Below are 17077 nucleotides of genomic sequence, written 5' to 3' on the forward strand. Positions count from 1 at the left end.
GAGCCGAGCGCCGAGCGCGGCGGGACAGCGGCGCTATTCCACCTCGCCGTCCGGCGGCGGCGTGTCGCGCACGTCCATCACCGCGCGCAGCGCCCGGCGCACCACGTCGGGGGCGTATCCCTGCCGCGCGAGGAATGCATAGAGCTTCTGCCGCTGCTCCGCTGGATCGAGGCGCGCCAGGGTGCGCATCTTCTTGCGCGCTGCCCGCTCGGCCACGGCGAGCTCGTCAGTCCCCTCGTCGGCCATCACCTGCCGGATCGCCGCGTCGGCCACGTCGCGCGCGACGCCCTTGCGGGCCAGGTCCTGCTCGATCCGGCGCCGCGAGCGCGGCTTTCCCACGATGCCGGAGCGGGCCTTCGCCTCGGCGAAGCGCGCGTCGTCGAGCAGCCCGTTCGCGCAGAGCCGCTGGATCGCGGCCGCCACGTGGTCCCGGGGCTCGCCCTTCTCGATCAGGCGCTTCTCCAGCTCCCTGGCCGACCGCGCCCGGAACGACAGGAGCCGCAGCGCCCGCTCGTAGGTCTTCTGCGCGCCCGCGCCGGTCTTTTCTGCGCCCTCGCCGGGTGGCGCGCCCTCGCCGGGGCGCCGGGGCGGCGCCGCCGGGCCCGCCGGGTTGCTCTGCCCGGGCGCGAGGTCCGCGGCGCTCGCCTCGGGGACCGTGGCGAACTCGACCCCGTCGACCAGGATGACGACGTGGCCGGGCCTGTCGGGCGAGGGGACGATCCCCGTGATGATCGGCATGCGCGCCAGCGTGTCACGGATCGAGCACGAGCGCCCCGAACGCCTCCGGCACATGGAAGTTCGGCTTGCTCGTGCGGGGCGGGCTCCACGCGAGGTAGCGGCGCGGCTCCTTCCCTTCCATCCGGTACAGGTTCATGGGCAGCCGCGCGCGCGGGGCGAGCGCGTTCACGATCCCCGGCGCCGCGAGCAGCGCCTCGATGACGGCCGTGCGGGCCTGCGCGCTCCGGCGCGTCGCGATGGTCGCGCCGCTCGACCACGCCGTGTCTTCCAGGCGCGCGTCGCGGTCGATCGCGATGTCGAAGTAATGGCCGAACGGCCCGATCTCCACCTCGAAATACCGCCTCGGCGAGGCTGGCGCGGGCGTCAGGAAGAGCTCGATGCAGTCCTCCTTGTAAAGCCCGGGCCGCTCCACGCCGACGGGCTTCGAATGATCGGTGTTGAGCCCGGCGCTCGAGAGCTCGAAGAGGACATAGAGCCCCTCCTTCGACCAGAGGAAGCGCGCCCGCGTCAGGACTCCGGTGCTCTTGCCGGCGTAGTCGGTGTCCCACGACACGGCCGGCGCGCGGCTCCAGGCCGCGTCGTCGGCCTTCCCGTCGATCGCGACCTTCTCCCCGGGCGGCAGCGGCGGCGCGTGCGCCTCCGGCCTGGCGGGGGCCCCGGCGTCCGGCGGGCCGTCGGGCGCCTTGGGCCCTGCGTCGGGCGGGCCCTCGAGCGCCGTCGGCCCGGCGTCCGGCGGGCCCTCGGGCGCCTTCGCCGCGGCGGGCGGCGCCGGCTCGGGCGCCTTCGCGTCGGGCGGGGGCGCCTGGCCGGGCTCCCAGTCCAGCCGGAAGGGCGCCATCGCCTTGTAGTGGACCGGCCTCGGGCTCTTCAGGAGGTCCGCCCCGTCTCCGGTGATCGCCGTCGCCTTGAGATCCAGCCCGAAGCGCTTCGCCGCCGCCTCGATGAGCGGCGATGTCCGGTGGCCGCCGAGCTCGCGCGCGAGCGCCGGGCTGTTCCACACGCCCATGAACTCCGCCACCACCCGGTCGACGCGCACCGGGTTCGTGCCGCCGATGGCCACCATCTCCGCGGTGGGCTGCAGGACCTGAAAGCCATCTCCGCCCATCGCCGGCGCGCCGTCGCCGAGCACCGCGTCCGGCGTGGAGATCTCGAGCACGTCGACCATCCGCTCGGCGAAGGCGCGGAGCGACGAGAGGTAGAGCGCGCGGTCCTCCTGGCCGGGCCCCTTCGTGTCCAGGTACTGTTTCAGCTCCCGGTGCATCCGCCACTTCTGCTTGTAGGCCGGCGCGCTGTCCGACAGCATCACCGTGCCCTGCATGCCCTTGATGCCGGCCGAGATGACCGAGTACCTGTGCATCTTGAGCCGCGGGAGCGACAGGAAGAGCCCGTGATCCAGGTGCTCGGCGAGCACCTTCGGCATGAGCAGCGTCGGGACGCGCGTCGCCTGGATACCGGCGATGGCGAGGGGCTTTCCGGGCCTGTCTCCGGCGACGTCGTAGACGCCGTCGTCGTCCATCGCGACGAGCGCGGCGCCCTCCTCCGCGGCCATCGCCTCGTAGCCGGTCCGCTGCGCGATATCCTTCCAGAACTTGTGCGAGTGGCCGCAGCCCTCGGCGATCGTGATCTTCGTGTGTCCGCGCGCCTTGAGGCACTGGACGACGCCGCGCACGAACTCCGGCTGGGTGATGCGGCCGGTCACGCCGTCGTCGCCCTTGTGCTTCGCCGGGTCCTTCACGCTGTCGAACCCGCAGAGGTTCGGCTTGAGGAGCACGGGAGTCTCCGCGGGCCGCCGGGGCACCACCGCCTCGCAGATGCGCTTGCCGAGCTCCAGGGGCCCCTGGCCGCGCAGCACGGTGACGGGCGAGTCGTCGGCCTTGAGCCGCGCGACGTGCCGCTTCCTCAGGGCGGCGCCGTCGATGCTGTCCGACGCGATCACCGAGGGGCCGGCCTCGTACCGCTGCGACGCGCCCGCGACAACGTCGCTCGAGGCGCTCGGCGTCGCGGTGGGCACGGCCGGGTGCGCGGAGGCGGCGGCGAACGAGGACGCGGTCGGCCCCGGCGCCGGCGCCGCCAGCGCAGGCGGCACGTTGCCGGCCTCTGGCACGACCGTGGGCGCGGCGTCGCCGGGGGGGCCGTCCGGCTGGCGCTGGCGGTCCTCGCAGCCCGCGAGGGGCGCGAGCAGCGCCGGGAGCGCCGCGATGGCGACCGATAGACGCCGCGCTCGGCGGCCGTGGCTCGCTCGTGTGCTGTTCATCCTCGCTACCCACCATGGGGCGAAAAGGCGGCGGGGAGAAGACGGAAACCGTCGGGCGCGCGCGGGTGACGCGGCCGCACGGGGGCGCTTCGCCGCTCCCACCGCCGCCGACCACGCCGTCGTGCGCGCGCGATCCGGGTTCTTGCTCCGCTTCCCGATGGGCGAGGGACCCTGTTATGCAGGGCGGATCCTGGGGGGCTCTCGTCTGAATGGAGCGTGTCATGAAACGATTCTCTCGCGCTTGCGCGATCTTGCTCTCGACCTGCCTCCTGGCGCTGTCCGCGTGCGGCGACGACGGCAACGACGATGACGGCAGCACCGGCGGAGGTGCCTGCGCAGAGGCGCAGGCGTGCGGCGGTGATCCCACCGGATCGTGGACGATCGCGGAGACGTGCCTCGATCGCTCGATATTCGCGGAGATCAACGCGGACTGCGGCGCGGAGATCGACGTCAGCGGCGTCGAGTTCAACGGAAGCGCCGAGTTCGAGTCCGACGGCACCTACACCACGACGTCCACGATAACAGGACCGATGAAGGCGGTGTACCCTCCGCCGTGCCTCGTCTTCGAGCAGGCCACGCTCACCTGCGCGCAGCTCGACCAGTCGATGCAGGATCTCATCGCTCGGGGCGAGGCGCCCTACGAGTCGGCGACGTGCGCGGCCGCGGGCCAGGACTGCGTGTGCAACCTGGTCCTCGTGGAGCGCACCACGGCCGGGACGGGCACCTGGTCTGTCTCCGGATCCAGCCTGATCACCGAGTCGAACGGCGAGGCGCCGGCGGAGGTGCCGTTCTGCGTGGAGGGGTCCTCGCTCACGATGGCCGCGCAGCCTTCGGAAGCAGGGAGCGGCGCGGGGCCGCTGACGAGCTACCTCCGGCTCACGAGGAGGTGAGCCGGGGCGCGCGCCCTCCAGGTCGAACCACCGCGGCGCGCGGGAATGCGCGCAGACAGGGAAGGACGGGCGCACGGGGAGAGAGCGCGAGCGCGGACCTCGCTCCGCCTCTCCGCTGCTGCTCGGGTCCGGCCATCACCCGATGGCGGCGCCGAGGCGCGGCACCAGGCTCCATCCTGGACGGCGCCGGCGATGGCAGCTGGCCTGTCCAGGGGGCGTCATGGTGCAGGTCCATGTTGCTTTGGCGTTTGCGGTCGGCTGCGTGATGGCGGACGCGGCTCGCCGGGGGCTCCGCCACGGGCGCGCGGAGGACCGCCGCCGCGGGCTCCTGGCCACGAACCTCTTCAACATCTTCTTCTTCAGCTGGATCCCTGTCTATTTCCTCATGAACTACTTCGGCTGGGAGACGGCGCACATGGCGTGGCACGCCGATTCGATCGCCGCGTATCCGTTCTATCTGCCGATCTTCCTCGTGGTCTTCTTCGCGTCGGGCAACCTGGGTTTCCTGCTCGGCGCCGCGCTCGGCCAGCGGGGTGCCGCGCGCGCCAACCGGAGCGTATACCTGGGTATCCTGGGTGCTTGCGCGATCTGGATCTTCGGGCAGGTCGACCGCACCTTCCGGCTCGGCACCTACAGCGAGTGGAGGGCCGGCAGCGCGCCCTGGCTCCACGAAGATCCTGTGTTCGTGGGCATGTCGCTCGGGGCGACCCTCGTTTTCTGCTCCGGGCTCGCCGCCTTCACGCTCTGGCTCGCGCGCCCGGCCGACCCGGACCCGCCCGCCCGCGAGCCCTGACCGCTGTGACCCGATGTCCCGCCCCGGCGCCCCGTCACGCGGGCGCGCCGAGGCGCGGCGCGCCGATCGCGCGCCGGGCCGCCGACGCCGCCGCGAGGCCCGGGACGAGCGCCTCGATCCGCGCTCGCTGCCGGCGGGTCAGCTCGTCGAGCGCGCGGGCGATGGCGAGGTCCTTCTGCTTCGCCTCCACGAGCAGCGCGACCTCGCGCCCGCCCGAGGCCTCCTCGACCTCCTCGCAGAAGCGGAGCAGCCCGCGGCCGGTGATGTGCTCGGCGTGCGCCCCGGCCGGCTTGCCCTCCCATTGCTCGCTGTAGTGGAGCTCGGGCAGCCGATCCGCCGGCCAGCTGCGGAGCGCCAGGTCGAGCTCCACCTCGTAGGGCGCGCGCCGCGGGTTCGCCGCCCAGTGCAGGCAGTCGAAGACGATGGGCACCTCGCCCCCGGTGGCCTCGAGCAGCTCCGGCACCGTCCAGCAGCGCTCGTCGTTCTCCAGCGCGAGCCGCTGCAGCGCCGGCAGCGCGAGCCGCGCGATGCCGCGCCGGAGCCGCGCGGCGGTGCTCTCGCGGTCGCCGTGGACACCGCCGCCGTGCAGGGTGATCGAGCCCTGCGCGCCGAGCAGATCCATCACCCAGCCCTGGTCGTTCATGATCGCGAGCGAGTTCAGCAGCACCTCCTCGCGCGGCGAGGAGAGCACGACGAACTGGCTCGGGTGATTCGACAGGTGCACGTCGCCCCGCTTCGCTGCGCGGCGGACGGATCGCAGGTCCGGCACCAGCATCCGCGCCCCGGGCGCTATGTCGAGGAGCGGGAAGAGGTCGCTGGAGACGCGGTGCGCAGTCAGGCCGAGGCCGGTCGAGTGCACGAGGGATCGCCGGAGATACTCGGCGTTGTACCTGTAGATCGGCGTCAGCTCGACCACGCCCCTCAGGTAGCGACCGAGCTGGGCGGTCTTCAACGAGGGCTCCGGCATCCCGAGCGACTGACAGACATAGCCGAGTCGGATCATGCCGACAGGGTGTGTCGTCCACGGCGCGCCGGCATCGGGCGTGCATCGATTTTATTCCATGCTGTCCGCGGATCAGGCCCGCGAGGCTGCGCGGGATCAGCGTGCTGGGCGCTGGCACCACGCGCGGCCTGTCCCATGATCATCCTGGCTCGGACGGGAGCGTGCCAATCTGGCGAGCTCGCACCGGGCGGCGGCGAAGCAACTGTGCGGAGCCGTCGATGATGAGGGGATGGATGGAGCGGAGCCAGTCATGAGCAGCTCATCGAGCGGGGGCAGCCGGCCCGACGCGCGCGGGACGGGCGGCTTCAGGGGCGCGCATGCCGTCGTGATCGGGGCGAGCATGGCCGGGCTCGTCAGCGCCCGCGTCCTGGCAGAGCACGGGCATCGTGGAGGCGATGGCGTCCGGCGGCGCCCTCCTGCGAGACTTCAGCGAGCAGATCGCCTGGTACCATTGCGGCGTCTGGAAGGCGCAGTTCGCGAGCGGCATCCCGCTGCTCCAGTGCAGCCGCGCGTTCCTCGAGCACCACGTTCGACAGCGCGTGCGCTCGCTCCCCAACGTCGAGATCCTGGATGAAACGACCGTGTCCGGCCTGCGCGTGAGCGCGGACCGCGTCCGGGTCACCGGCGGACCGCAGGCGCCATTTCGAGCGCATGCCGCGCACCTGGAGGGCCTCGCGGTCCTCGGCGACGCCGCCTGCGCGTTCGACCCCATCTTCGGCGCGGCCCCAGGCTGCGCGGGCCACGCCCGCGGGGCCAGGCCCACGCGTGACGCGTCCGGGAGGACCCATGATTCGACGGGTTCAACCGCCGCGCGCCCGGGGGTTACCGAACGTGAGCCCGCCCTGCATGAAGCTCGAGACGTGGCTCCGCATCGCCGGCATCCCTTGCGAGACGGCGCCGCTCGATCTCGCGGCGGCGCCCAGGGGCAAGGTGCCCTACATCGAGGAGGCGGGCGTCGGGATCGGAGATACGACGCGCTCTCGGAGCTCCATCAGCCGCCCTGTGGCGAGCGCGCGGTCGAGCTCGCCGCGACAGGGACGCTCGCGGGCGCGGTAGGGCTCGTGCCCTCGTTCAGGCCGTTCGGCAAGCTTCCCATCACCGCGCGATCGGGATCGCGCCTCGGCGCAATCCAGGTCGTCGGGCTCCTCGAGCGCGAAGCCGCTGGCGCCGAAACCGAGCTCCGCGCGACGGCGGCCGCCGGTCAGGCCGGGTAGGCTTTCCAGGCGGCCTCGTGTCTTTCCAGTTGGCTCCGCGGCGCGCGGATCGTCTACCCTCGGCGATCGATCTCCCTTCGAGCGCGCCGCGCGCTGCGCGACGCGGCCGCACCTCTCGCGAGGTGTGGTCGCGAGCCGGATCGCACCGGCCAGGTACCACGTGCAGTCACCCGTCGTCATCCAGCGAAATCGCCCGTTCTCACCGTGGCCCGGCCGTGGATCCAGCGACGGCGCCATGGCCCTACATCGAGGTTGACCATGCCCCACCTTCGTTTCTTCTTCCTGCTCGGTTTCGTCTTCCTCATCGCTGCATGTACGAGCGAGTCCCCCGGGACGACGAGCGGCGGGGTACCCGAGTGTGAGGCAGGTCAGTCTTTGTGCGGCGATGTGTGCGTGGATCTCGCCACCGACGCAGCGCACTGTGGGTCGTGTGACATCGCCTGTGCGGCGGGTGAGCTCTGCGATGGGGCAGGCCAGTGCGCCGCGACGTGTACGGCGGGGCTCCTGGCGTGCGACGACACGTGCGTCGACCCGGACACCGATCGCGAGCACTGCGGCGCGAAGGGCGATTGCAGCGGTGACAGCGCGGGCGCCGTGTGCGCGGCCGGAGAGGTCTGCAACGGCTCCGGGGAATGCGAGCTCTCGTGCCAGAGCGGCCTGGTCGCGTGCGACGGCACGTGCGTCGACCCGGACACCGATCGCGACCATTGCGGCGCGACGGGCGACTGCACCGGAGAGAGCGCGGGGGTCGCGTGCGCGGCCGGAGAGATCTGCAACGGCTCCGGGGAATGCGAGCTCTCGTGCCAGAGCGGCCTCATCGCGTGCGACGGCACGTGCGTCGACCCGGACACCGATCGCGACCATTGCGGCGCCACCGCCGATTGCAGCGGGGAGAGCGCGGGCGTCGCGTGCGCGGCCGGGGAGGTCTGCAACGGCGCCGGGGAATGCGAGCTCTCGTGTCAGAGCGGCCTCATCGCGTGCGACGGCACGTGCGTCGACCCGGACACCGATCGCGACCATTGCGGCGCCACCGCCGATTGCAGCGGAGAGAGCGCTGGCGTCGCGTGCGCGGCCGGAGAGGTCTGCAACGGCGCCGGGGAGTGCGAGCTGTCGTGCCAGAGCGGGCTCGTCGCGTGCGACGGCACGTGCGTCGACCCGGACACCGATCGTGACCATTGCGGCGCGAGCGCCGACTGCACCGGAGAGAGCGCGGGTGTCGCGTGCGCGGCCGGCGAGGTCTGCAACGGGTCCGGCGCGTGCGAGGTCTCGTGTCAGAGCGGGCTGGTCGCGTGCGACGGCGCGTGCATCGACCCGGGCACCGACCGCAACCATTGCGGCGCGAGCGGGGACTGCAGCGGAGAGAGCGCGGGTGTCGCGTGCGCGGCCGGCGAGGTCTGCAACGGGTCCGGCGCGTGTGAGCTCTCGTGCCAGAGCGGGCTGGTCGCGTGCGACGGCACGTGCATCGACCCGGACACCGATCGCGACCATTGCGGCGCGAGCGCCGACTGCACCGGAGCCAGCGCGGGTGTCGCGTGCGCGGCCGGCGAGATCTGCAACGGGTCCGGCGCGTGCGAGCTCTCGTGCCAGAGCGGGCTGGTCGCGTGCGGCGGCGCGTGCGTCGACCCGGACACCGATCGCGACCATTGCGGCGCGAGCGGCGACTGCACCGGAGCCAGCGCGGGTGTCGCGTGCGCGGCCGGCGAGATCTGCAACGGGTCCGGCGCGTGCGAGCTCTCGTGCCAGAGCGGGCTCGTCGCGTGCGGCGGCACGTGCGTCGACCCGGACACCGATCGCGACCATTGCGGCGCGAGCGGCGACTGCACCGGAGACAGCGCGGGATCCGCCTGCGGCGCCGGCGAGATCTGCAGCGAGGGAGCGTGCGAGGCCTCCTGCGCGCTGCCCCTCGTCGCCTGCGGCGGCGCCTGCGTCGACCCCTCGACCGACGCGACCTACTGCGGCGCGACCGGCGACTGCACGGGGGCCAGCGCGGGCTCGACCTGCAGCGCGGCCGAGGCGTGCGTCGCGGGCGCCTGCGCGAGCACCGACGCGCGCCTCTCCGGCCTCTCGGTCTCGAACGGGAGCCTGAGCCCGGACTTCGACCCTGCCTCGGCGCTGTACGTGCTGTCCGTCGCGGAGCACATCGCGTCGATCAGGGTCACGCCGACGGCGTCGGCCCCGGGCGCCGCGATCGAGGTCAACGGGACCCCCGTCGCCTCCGGGAGCGCCTCGTCGCCGATCACGCTCGCCGAGGGCGGCGCCACGCCGATCTCCATCGAGGTCACGGCGCCGAGCGGGGACGCGACGACCTATGGCGTGGTCGTCCTCCGCGGCGCGCTCACCTCGGTGTACCTCAAGGCCTCCAACACGGAGGCGGGCGACCTGTTCGGCTACGCCGTCGCGCTCGACGGCGACACGCTCGCCGTCTCCGCGCTCGGCGAGGACAGCGCCGCCACCGGGGTCAACGGGAACCAGACCGACAACTCGAAGAACTCCGGCGCTGTGTACGTGTTCGCGCGGGAGGGCGGCGCCTGGGCCCAGCAGGCGTACCTGAAGCCGTCCACCTCCGATCCGAACGACGACTTCGGCTACAGCCTCGCGCTCTCGGGGGACACCCTGGCGGTCTCCGCGCGGGGAGAGGACAGCGGCGCCACCGGCGTGAACGGCAACCAGGCGATCAACACCGCGCCGAACTCCGGCGCTGTCTACATCTTCGTGCGCAGCGGCGCGACATGGACCCAGCAGGCCTACCTCAAGGCGTCCAACACCGAGGCGCAGGACTTCTTCGGCCACGCGGTGGGGCTCGACGGGGACACGCTCGTCGTGGGCGCGCCCGGCGAGGACAGCGCCACCACCACCGTGAACGGCTCGCAGACGAACAACGGGGCCTCGATGGCGGGCGCCGCCTATGTCTTCGTGCGCACCGGGGCGACCTGGGCCCAGCAGGCGTACCTCAAGCCGTCGAACACCGGCGCGGGCGACCTGTTCGGCTCGAGCGTCGCGATCTCGGGGAACACGGTCGCGGTGGGCGCGACCGGCGAATCGAGCAGCGCCACGGGCGTGAACGGCGCGCAGGCGGACAACAGCGCTGCCGGCAGCGGCGCCGCGTACGTGTTCACGCGCAGCGGGTCGACCTGGACCCAGCAGGCGTACCTCAAGGCGTCGAACACGGGCGCGAGCGACGCCTTCGGCACCAGCGTGGCGCTCTCCGGAAGCACGCTCGCGGTGGGCGCGATCGGCGAGGCGAGCAGCGCCACGGGCGTGAACGGCGCGCAGGCGGACAACGGTGCTGCCGGCAGCGGCGCCGTCTACGTGTTCACGCGCGGCGGGGCCGCGTGGACGCAGCAGGCCTACCTCAAGGCCTCCAACGCGGAGGTCGGCGACGCCTTCGGCGCCTCGGTCTCGATCGACGGGGACTTCCTCGCGGTGGGCGCGTCCGGCGAGGACAGCGGCGCCGTGGGCTGGGGCGGCGTCGAGTCCGACAACGCCGCTTCCGGCAGCGGGGCAGCGTACCTGTTCGAGCGCTCCGGCGGCGCCTGGAAGCAGGCCTCGTACATCAAGGCGTCGAACACAGGGGCGTCCGACGCCTTCGGGGCGCGGCTGGCCCTCTCGGGCACGACCATCGTCGTCGCCGCGGCCGGTGAGGACAGCAGCGCCACGGGCGTCGACGGCGACCAGGCCAGCGACGCCGCGTCCGGCAGCGGCGCCTGCTACAGCGCGCGTTGGTAGGAAGAGCGCCGCGCCGCGCCGCGCGACCGCGGGGGCGCGCTCTCGACGAGCTGCTCCCGCGAGGCGGCGAGGGGAGGAGGGCGCCCCCGGCGCGCGCTGCGCGTCGGGGGCTCGCCCCGGCCCCCGCCGCTCACGGCCCGTCGGCGGCCTTCCGGGCGCGCGCGTCCAGGCCCACGATGCGGTCGAGCAGCGCGCGATCGAGGCTCTCCTCGACCGCCGTGGCGAGCCGGTCGTACTCGTCGTGCCGGCTCGGGATCGCCGGCTCGCGATCGACGATCGCGGGGAGTCCTCTCCGCGCGCGCAGGGCCGCGAGCAGCGAGCGCCTGAGCCCGTCGTTCTCGAAGATCCCGTGGATCATCGTGCCCACCACCGCGCCGTCCGCCGACACGGCCCCGTCGAGCGCCGCCTCGTCCCGGCCGCTCCTCGACCCGATCGCGAACGCCGCGCGCGCGCCGCCCAGCCGCTCCACCTGGCCCATGTGGATCTCGTAGCCGGTCAGCTCCCCCTCGCCAGCGCGCGGCGCGCCCGCCGCGCCGAGGAACGAGTCGCCCGCGATCCGCGCCCGGACCTGCGCCGTCGTCTTGGTCCGCTCGAACCGCGTCCACACGTCGAGCAGCCCGAGCCCCCGCGCCGACGGCTCGGCCGACTCGACGCCCTCCGGGTCCTCGATCGCCCCGCCGAGCATCTGGCAGCCGCCGCAGATCCCGAGCGTCCACCCGCCTTGCCGGGCGCGCGCCGACACCGCCTCGGCCAGGCCGCTCGCGCGCAGCCACGCGAGATCGGCCATCGTGCTCTTCGTCCCGGGGAGCACCACGAGGTCCGCGCCGTCGATCTCGTCCGGCCGCTCGATGAACCGCACCACCACGCCCCGCTCGTGCTCCAGCGGCTCCACGTCGTCGTAGTTCGATATCCGCGGCAGCCGGACCACCGCGATGTCGAGCTGCCCGGGGCCCGCCGGCCCCCGCCGGCGCCGGCCCTCCAGCGCCACCGAGTCCTCGTCCGCGATGCGCAGCTGCTTCACGTAAGGCACCACGCCGAGCACCGGCACCCCCGTGCGCGCCGTGAGCATCTCGAGCCCCGGCTCGAGCAGCTTGAGGTCGCCGCGGAACTTGTTGATCACGAACGCCGCCACGCGCGCGCGCTCGTCGGGCTCGAGCAGCGCCATCGTCCCGACCAGCGCCGCGAACACCCCGCCGCGGTCGATGTCGCCGGCGAGGAGCACCGGCGCGTCGGCCACGCGCGCGACGTGCATGTTCACGATATCGCGGTCCTTCAGGTTGATCTCCGCCGGGCTGCCCGCCCCCTCGATCACCACGACGTCGTGCGCCTCGCGCAGCCGCCCGAGCGAGCGGGCGATGATGTCCTTGAGCTCGCCCCGGTAAGCGAAGTAATCGCGCGCGTGGAGGCTCCCGATCGGCTTGCCGAGGACGACCACCTGCGAGCGCGAGTCCCCCTCCGGCTTGAGCAGGATCGGGTTCATGTCGACCGTGGGCGCGACGCGCGCCGCCTCGGCCTGCACCGCCTGCGCCCGGCCGATCTCGCCGCCGTCCAGGGTCGCGAACGAGTTCAGGGCCATGTTCTGCGACTTGAACGGCGCGACCCGCAGGCCCCGCCGCTGGAACATCCGGCAGAGCGCCGTGCACAGGAGGCTCTTGCCGACCGAGGAAGCGGTGCCCTGCACCATCACCGTGAGCGCGCTCATCGCCAGGGATCCTCTCCGAGGGAGACGGCCGCGAGCGCGCCCGCCGCGACAGCGGCGAAGAGCAGCGCCGCGAGCACAACGATGCGGCAGGCCTCGGCGATGAGCTCCCGCTGGAGCGGCGCTGCCGGGTCGCCGAGGCGGTAGTGGCCGCGCTTCTCGAGCTCGACCTGGAGCAGCCCGGCCATCGCCGCCATCGGCCGGCCCGCGTTCGGGCTCTCGGTGCGGCCGCCGTCGCGGAGGAGCACGGCGAGGCCGCGGCGCGCGTCGGCGCCGCGGAGCCACCCGGCGGCGAGCAAGAAGAGCGCGGTGAGCCGCGCCGGCACGAAGTTCAGCGCGTCGTCGAGCCGCGCCGACGCCTTGCCGAGGTACTCGTAGCGGCCGTGGTAGCCCACCATGGCGTCGAGCGTGTTCACCGCGCGGTAGAAGAGCGCGCCCGGCAGCCCGAAGAGGGCGAAGTAGAAGAGCGGCGCGACGAAGCTGTCCGACGCGTTCTCCGCGACCGACTCGATCGACGCGGCGACGAGCGCGGGCTCGTCGAGCTCCGACGGGTCGCGGCTGCAGAGGCTCCGCAGGGCGCCGCGCGCCGCGGGGACGTCGCCGGCCGCGAGGGCGTCGCGCACGCCGAGCGCCGCGTCGCGCAGCGCGCGGAGGGCGAAGGTGGGCTTGAGAAATAGTCCTAACAAAGTGAACCGAAACACCGGGTGCGGGGCGAGCAGCGCCGCGAGCCCGGCGCCCAGGGCGGCGAAGAGGGAGGGCACGGCGAGGGCCATGAGCGCGCCCCAGAGGAGCTCGGCCACGCGGCCGCCGGCGGGCGCGCGGCGCTTCAGCGCGTTGATCGCGGCGCCCATCCACACGACCGGGTGGACGCGCGCGGGGGGCTCGCCGCAGGCGAGGTCGAGGGCGACGGCCACGAGCAGCGCGGCGGCGGAGGTCATCGCGCGCCCTCGTCCATGACGGCGACCGGGCCGGGGCGCAGGCGCAGGATCGCGCCCATCATGGCCACGTAGAGCTCGCCGGCCGAGCGGTTGAGCCGCTGGTGCGCGCGCCCGGCCATGTCGCGGAACGCCCGGCCGAGCGGGCTCTCGGGGACCACGCCCATGCCCACCTCGTTCGAGACGAGGACGACGTGGGGCCGCGCCGACTCGACGGCGGCCGCGAGCGCCTCGATGCGCTCGAGGATCTGGCCCTCGGTCTGGTCGCGGAGCAGCAGGTTCGACAGCCAGAGGGTGAGGCAGTCGACGACGACGACGTCGACGCTGGAGAGCGAGGCGATGCGCTCCGGGAGCGCGACCGGCTCCTCGACGGTGGCGAACTCGTCGCCGCGCTCGCGGATGTGGGCGGCGATGCGCGCCCTCATCTCGTCGTCGAACGGCTCGGCGGTCGCGATGAAGGCGCGGCGCGCGCCGAGCGAGCGGCCGAGCGAGAGCGCGAAGGCGCTCTTGCCGGAGCGCACGCCGCCGCCGACGAGGGCGACCCGCCGCGGCGCTGCGGGCTCGCCGCTCATCGCCCCTGCTCCTTGCGGTGCGCGGCGGCGCTCGCCACGAGCCCCTCGGGGACGAGCGGGTTCGAGGCCCAGTGCGCGTGCACGTACGAGGCGAGGACGCTCTGCGCCCGGTACCCCTCGCGCGCGACCTGGCCGCCGCGCCGGCGCCGCACGGAGTAGGCGTGCTCGATCGGCAAGGGCGCCTCTGCGAGCGCCGGCGCTGCTGGCGCTGCGGGCGCCGATGCTCCGGCGGGCGGTGCCTGGGACGTCGGCGATGCGTGCGCCGCGGGCGGCGTCGGCGATGTCTGTGCGGCGGGCGCGGGCGGCGGCTCCGCCTGCGCGGGCGGCGGCTCCGCCTGCGCGGGCGGCGGCTCCGCCTGCGCGGGCGGCGGCTCGGTCCGCGCGGGCCGGAGCTCGGAGTAGCGGAACTGGTGCCCGCGGAAGCGGAGCCCGGCGCCGCCGAGGATCGTGCGCGCCTGCGTCTCGACCTCCACATAGCCGAGCGCCTGCAGCTTCTCGCACATCACGGCCTCCGCCGGCACGAGCCCGACCATGGGGTGCGCGCGCCCGTCGAGCGTGCGGATCGCCTCGGTCAGGTACATGAGGCCGCCGCACTCGGCGTAGATCGGCCCCCCGCGGTCGGCGAACGCGCGGATCTCGGCGCGCATCGCGGCGTTCTCGGCCAGGCGCTCCGCGTGCGCCTCGGGGTAGCCGCCGCCGAGGTAGAGCCCGTCGACGTCGGGCAGGCGCGCGTCGCGGATCGGCGAGAACCGCACGAGCTCGGCCCCGGCGGCCTCGAGGCGGCGCAGGTTGTCCGCGTAGTAGAAGTGGAAGGCCTCGTCGAACGCCACGCCGAGGCGCGCCCGGGGCCGCGCTGCCCCGGCGCGGGCCTCGCCGGCCGCTGGCGTCGTCGTCGCCGCTGTCACCACCGCCGCTGTCGCCACCGCCGCGGGCGCCGCCGCCGCTGTCGCCACCGCCGCGGGCGCCGCCGCCACCTCGGGCAAGCCCGGCGCCGCGCGCGCGATCGCGAGCAGCGCGTCGAGCCCGATCCACGCCTCGGCCTGCGCGCCCCAGTGGTCGAAGCGCGCCTCGGGCAGCGCGGCCTCGTCGGCCGTCCGCAGGCCGAGGTGCCGCTCGGGGAAGCTCTGCGCCGCGTCCCGCGGCAGGCCGCCGAGCACGGGCGGCGAGCGCTGTGCCTGTCGAAGGATGTCGAGGTGGCCCCGGCTGCCGACCTGGTTGCACACCACCGCGGCGACGCGCAGCGCCGGGTCGAACCCCGCGAAGCCCTGCACCAGCGCCGCGACGCTGCGGGCCATGCCGGACGCGTCCACGACGAGCGCGACGGGCGCCTCGAGCCACTTCGCGATCTCGGCCGTCGAGCCCTCTTCTCCCGTGGGGCTCGCGCCGTCGAAGAGCCCCATCACCCCCTCGATCAGCGCGATGTCGGCGCCCGCGGTCTCCGCCGCGAACGTCGACAGGACCGCCTCCCGCCCCATCATCCAGCCGTCGAGGTTGTGCGACGTCCCGGCGACGGCGCGCGCGTGGTAGGTCGGATCCAGGTAGTCGGGGCCGCACTTGAACAGCGCGACCTTCAGGCCGCGGGCGCGGAGCGCGCGCGCGATCGCCACCGTGGCGGTCGTCTTGCCGACGCCGCTCGCGGTGCCCGCCACCACGAGCCGGGGGATGGCCCGGGACATCAGAAATCGACTCCGATCTGGGCCTTGTGGCCCTGCTCGAACGGGTGCTTCACCGACTTCATCTCCGTCACCAGATCGGCGAGCTCGACGAGCGCGTCGGGCGCGTTCCTGCCGGTGATCACCACGTGCACGTGCGCGGGCCTCGCGCGCAGCGCCGCGAGGAGCTCCTCCTCGGCGACGAAGCCGTAGTGGAGCGCATACGTGATCTCGTCGAGCACCACGATGTCCTGCTCGCCGCCCGCGATGAGCGCCGCCGCCTCCTGGAAGGCCGCGCGCGCCGCCGCCTTGTCCCGCGAGAGGTCGTCGCTCTCCCAGGTGAAGCCGCGCCCCATGACGAGGAAGGTGAGGCCGGGGAGCGTCTCGGCGAACAGGCGCTCTCCCGTCTTCCACTTGCCCTTGATGAACTGCACCACGGCGACGCGCATGCCCCGGCCGAGCGCGCGGAACACCATCCCGAGCGCGGCCGTCGTCTTGCCCTTGCCGTGGCCGGTGTAGACGACGACGAGCCCTTTTCTGCCTGCCGCCGCGGCGCCGGCCGCGCCCGCCCCGGCGCCCTGGTCGGCGCTCACGAGCCTTCCTCGGCCGAGCGCGGATCGCGGGGCTTCTTCTCGGCCTTGCGGAACCGGTGGCTGAACTCCGGATCATAGAGCCGCGAATCGGCGAAGTCCGTCGACGTGAGCACGCGGCCGACCAGGATCATCGACTGGCTCTTGATCCCCTCGGCGCGCACCTTCTCGCGGATGTCGGCGAGCGTGCCTGTCACGATCTTCTGATCCGGGCAGCTCGCCTTGTGCACGACGGCGACGGGGCAATCGGCGCCGTAGGAAGGGATGAGCGCCTCGGTCACGTCCTTGAGCAGGGTGATGCTGAGGAACAGGCACAGCGTCGCCTGGTGGCGCGCGAGCTCCTCGAGGCGCTCGGCCGGCGGCACCGGCGTGCGCCCCTCGGCGCGCGTCAGGATCACGGTCTGCGACAGCTCGGGGAGCGTGAGCTCGCGCCCGAGCGCCGCCGCCGCCGCGGTGAACGACGAGACGCCGGGGATGATGTCGTAGGGGATCCCGAGCTCATCCATCCGGCGCATCTGCTCGGCGGTCGACCCGAACAGGACCGGATCGCCCGTGTGCACGCGCGCCACGTCGTGCCCCGCGTCCCGCGCCTCGACGAAGACCGCCACGATCTGGTCGAGGGTCATGCCGGCGGAGTCGATGACCCGGGCGTCCGGCCGCGCGGTCGCGACGATCTCCCGCGGGACGAGGGAGCCCGTGTACATGACGACGGGGCAGCGGGCGACGAGCTCGGCGCCGCGGACCGTGATGAGCCCGGGGTCGCCCGGGCCCGCGCCGATGATGTAGACGCGCATGGGGGTTCTGTCCTCGTTTCGTGTACCGGCCATTCCCGCCAGGGACCGCCGGCGCGCGAAGCTAGAGCGGTCGCGAGGCGAACGCCAGGGTCCATCGTGGAGCCTCCGGTCGCGTCAGCGTCGCTCGGCCTCTCCCGAGGTGCGGCGCGCGGAGGTCCCCCGCGCGCGCTTCGGCGGAGCGCGGCGCGCGGCGCGGAGGGGTCCCGCCAGGCAGGCC

14 protein-coding genes are annotated in these 17077 nt (G+C 73.8%); 4 read left to right on the forward strand and 10 right to left on the reverse strand.

Annotation, left to right across the window (positions count from 1 at the left end; genetic code table 11):
- Positions 1–33: 33 nt before the first annotated feature.
- Together WME89_RS02285 and WME89_RS02290 are read right to left on the reverse strand one after the other, a co-directional pair.
- Positions 34–738 (reverse strand): regulatory protein RecX, encoded by a 705-nt coding sequence (locus WME89_RS02285; protein ID WP_438007649.1) that lies wholly within the window; start codon positions 736–738, stop codon positions 34–36.
- Between the two features lie 13 nt (positions 739–751).
- Positions 752–2992 (reverse strand): DUF362 domain-containing protein, encoded by a 2241-nt coding sequence (locus tag WME89_RS02290; RefSeq protein WP_438007650.1) that lies wholly within the window; start codon positions 2990–2992, stop codon positions 752–754.
- 221 nt (positions 2993–3213) lie between these two features.
- Between WME89_RS02290 and WME89_RS02295 the strand changes: the two genes are divergently transcribed.
- Both WME89_RS02295 and WME89_RS02300 read left to right on the forward strand, forming a co-directional pair.
- On the forward strand, positions 3214–3882 hold the full coding sequence (locus WME89_RS02295) for a hypothetical protein (protein WP_438007651.1): 669 nt from the start codon (positions 3214–3216) through the stop codon (positions 3880–3882).
- Between the two features lie 265 nt (positions 3883–4147).
- Positions 4148–4675: a hypothetical protein gene (locus WME89_RS02300; protein WP_438007652.1), complete on the forward strand. Its 528-nt coding sequence runs from the start codon at positions 4148–4150 to the stop codon at positions 4673–4675.
- A gap of 34 nt (positions 4676–4709) precedes the next feature.
- Here WME89_RS02300 and WME89_RS02305 read toward each other — a convergent pair whose 3' ends face one another.
- Positions 4710–5678 carry a hypothetical protein gene (locus WME89_RS02305; RefSeq protein ID WP_438007653.1) on the reverse strand — a complete coding sequence of 323 codons (969 nt, stop codon included), beginning with the start codon at positions 5676–5678 and terminating at the stop codon, positions 4710–4712.
- A 353-nt stretch (positions 5679–6031) separates the two neighbouring features.
- Complete coding sequence (locus tag WME89_RS02310) at positions 6032–6421, reverse strand: hypothetical protein (protein ID WP_438007654.1); 390 nt, start codon at positions 6419–6421, stop codon at positions 6032–6034.
- Positions 6422–6524: 103 nt separating this feature from the next.
- Here WME89_RS02310 and WME89_RS02315 point away from each other — a divergent pair, with 103 nt between their 5' ends.
- Positions 6525–6734 (forward strand): hypothetical protein, encoded by a 210-nt coding sequence (locus WME89_RS02315; RefSeq protein ID WP_438007655.1) that lies wholly within the window; start codon positions 6525–6527, stop codon positions 6732–6734.
- Positions 6735–7150: 416 nt separating this feature from the next.
- Positions 7151–10618, forward strand: a complete 3468-nt coding sequence (locus WME89_RS02320) for a cadherin-like beta sandwich domain-containing protein (protein ID WP_438007656.1) — start codon at positions 7151–7153, stop codon at positions 10616–10618.
- Positions 10619–10748: 130 nt separating this feature from the next.
- Here WME89_RS02320 and WME89_RS02325 read toward each other — a convergent pair whose 3' ends face one another.
- From WME89_RS02325 to cobM, 6 genes are read right to left on the reverse strand one after another with little or no spacing between them, the layout of a single operon-like run.
- On the reverse strand, positions 10749–12320 hold the full coding sequence (locus WME89_RS02325) for a cobyric acid synthase (RefSeq protein WP_438007657.1): 1572 nt from the start codon (positions 12318–12320) through the stop codon (positions 10749–10751).
- On the reverse strand, positions 12317–13255 hold the full coding sequence (cbiB, locus tag WME89_RS02330) for an adenosylcobinamide-phosphate synthase CbiB (RefSeq protein ID WP_438007658.1): 939 nt from the start codon (positions 13253–13255) through the stop codon (positions 12317–12319). Before cbiB ends, WME89_RS02325 begins: the two co-directional genes overlap by 4 nt.
- Positions 13252–13824 carry a bifunctional adenosylcobinamide kinase/adenosylcobinamide-phosphate guanylyltransferase gene (gene cobU / locus WME89_RS02335; protein ID WP_438007659.1) on the reverse strand — a complete coding sequence of 191 codons (573 nt, stop codon included), beginning with the start codon at positions 13822–13824 and terminating at the stop codon, positions 13252–13254. Before cobU ends, cbiB begins: the two co-directional genes overlap by 4 nt.
- On the reverse strand, positions 13821–15500 hold the full coding sequence (locus tag WME89_RS02340) for a cobyrinate a,c-diamide synthase (RefSeq protein WP_438007660.1): 1680 nt from the start codon (positions 15498–15500) through the stop codon (positions 13821–13823). The genes cobU and WME89_RS02340 overlap by 4 nt, the downstream gene beginning before the upstream one ends.
- A complete protein-coding gene (gene cobO, locus WME89_RS02345) occupies positions 15500–16069 on the reverse strand; it encodes a cob(I)yrinic acid a,c-diamide adenosyltransferase (RefSeq protein ID WP_437654361.1) in 570 nt (189 codons plus the stop codon). The genes WME89_RS02340 and cobO overlap by 1 nt, the downstream gene beginning before the upstream one ends.
- A complete protein-coding gene (cobM, locus tag WME89_RS02350) occupies positions 16066–16860 on the reverse strand; it encodes a precorrin-4 C(11)-methyltransferase (RefSeq protein ID WP_438007661.1) in 795 nt (264 codons plus the stop codon). Before cobM ends, cobO begins: the two co-directional genes overlap by 4 nt.
- Positions 16861–17077: the final 217 nt, after the last annotated feature.

It is taken from the genome of Sorangium sp. So ce321, assembly GCF_051530195.1.
GTDB lineage: Bacteria > Myxococcota_A > Polyangia > Polyangiales > Polyangiaceae > Sorangium.

Excerpts from the sequence above, each read along its gene's own strand:
- WME89_RS02285 (WP_438007649.1), bottom strand. The coding sequence starts at position 738 with ATGCCGATCATCACGGGGATCGTCCCCTCGCCCGACAGGCCCGGCCAC.
- WME89_RS02290 (WP_438007650.1), bottom strand. The coding sequence starts at position 2,992 with ATGAACAGCACACGAGCGAGCCACGGCCGCCGAGCGCGGCGTCTATCG.
- WME89_RS02295 (WP_438007651.1), top strand. The coding sequence starts at position 3,214 with ATGAAACGATTCTCTCGCGCTTGCGCGATCTTGCTCTCGACCTGCCTC.
- WME89_RS02300 (WP_438007652.1), top strand. The coding sequence starts at position 4,148 with ATGGCGGACGCGGCTCGCCGGGGGCTCCGCCACGGGCGCGCGGAGGAC.
- WME89_RS02305 (WP_438007653.1), bottom strand. The coding sequence starts at position 5,678 with ATGATCCGACTCGGCTATGTCTGTCAGTCGCTCGGGATGCCGGAGCCC.
- WME89_RS02315 (WP_438007655.1), top strand. The coding sequence starts at position 6,525 with ATGAAGCTCGAGACGTGGCTCCGCATCGCCGGCATCCCTTGCGAGACG.
- WME89_RS02320 (WP_438007656.1), top strand. The coding sequence starts at position 7,151 with ATGCCCCACCTTCGTTTCTTCTTCCTGCTCGGTTTCGTCTTCCTCATC.
- WME89_RS02325 (WP_438007657.1), bottom strand. The coding sequence starts at position 12,320 with ATGAGCGCGCTCACGGTGATGGTGCAGGGCACCGCTTCCTCGGTCGGC.
- cbiB (WP_438007658.1), bottom strand. The coding sequence starts at position 13,255 with ATGACCTCCGCCGCCGCGCTGCTCGTGGCCGTCGCCCTCGACCTCGCC.
- cobU (WP_438007659.1), bottom strand. The coding sequence starts at position 13,824 with ATGAGCGGCGAGCCCGCAGCGCCGCGGCGGGTCGCCCTCGTCGGCGGC.
- WME89_RS02340 (WP_438007660.1), bottom strand. The coding sequence starts at position 15,500 with ATGTCCCGGGCCATCCCCCGGCTCGTGGTGGCGGGCACCGCGAGCGGC.
- cobM (WP_438007661.1), bottom strand. The coding sequence starts at position 16,860 with ATGCGCGTCTACATCATCGGCGCGGGCCCGGGCGACCCCGGGCTCATC.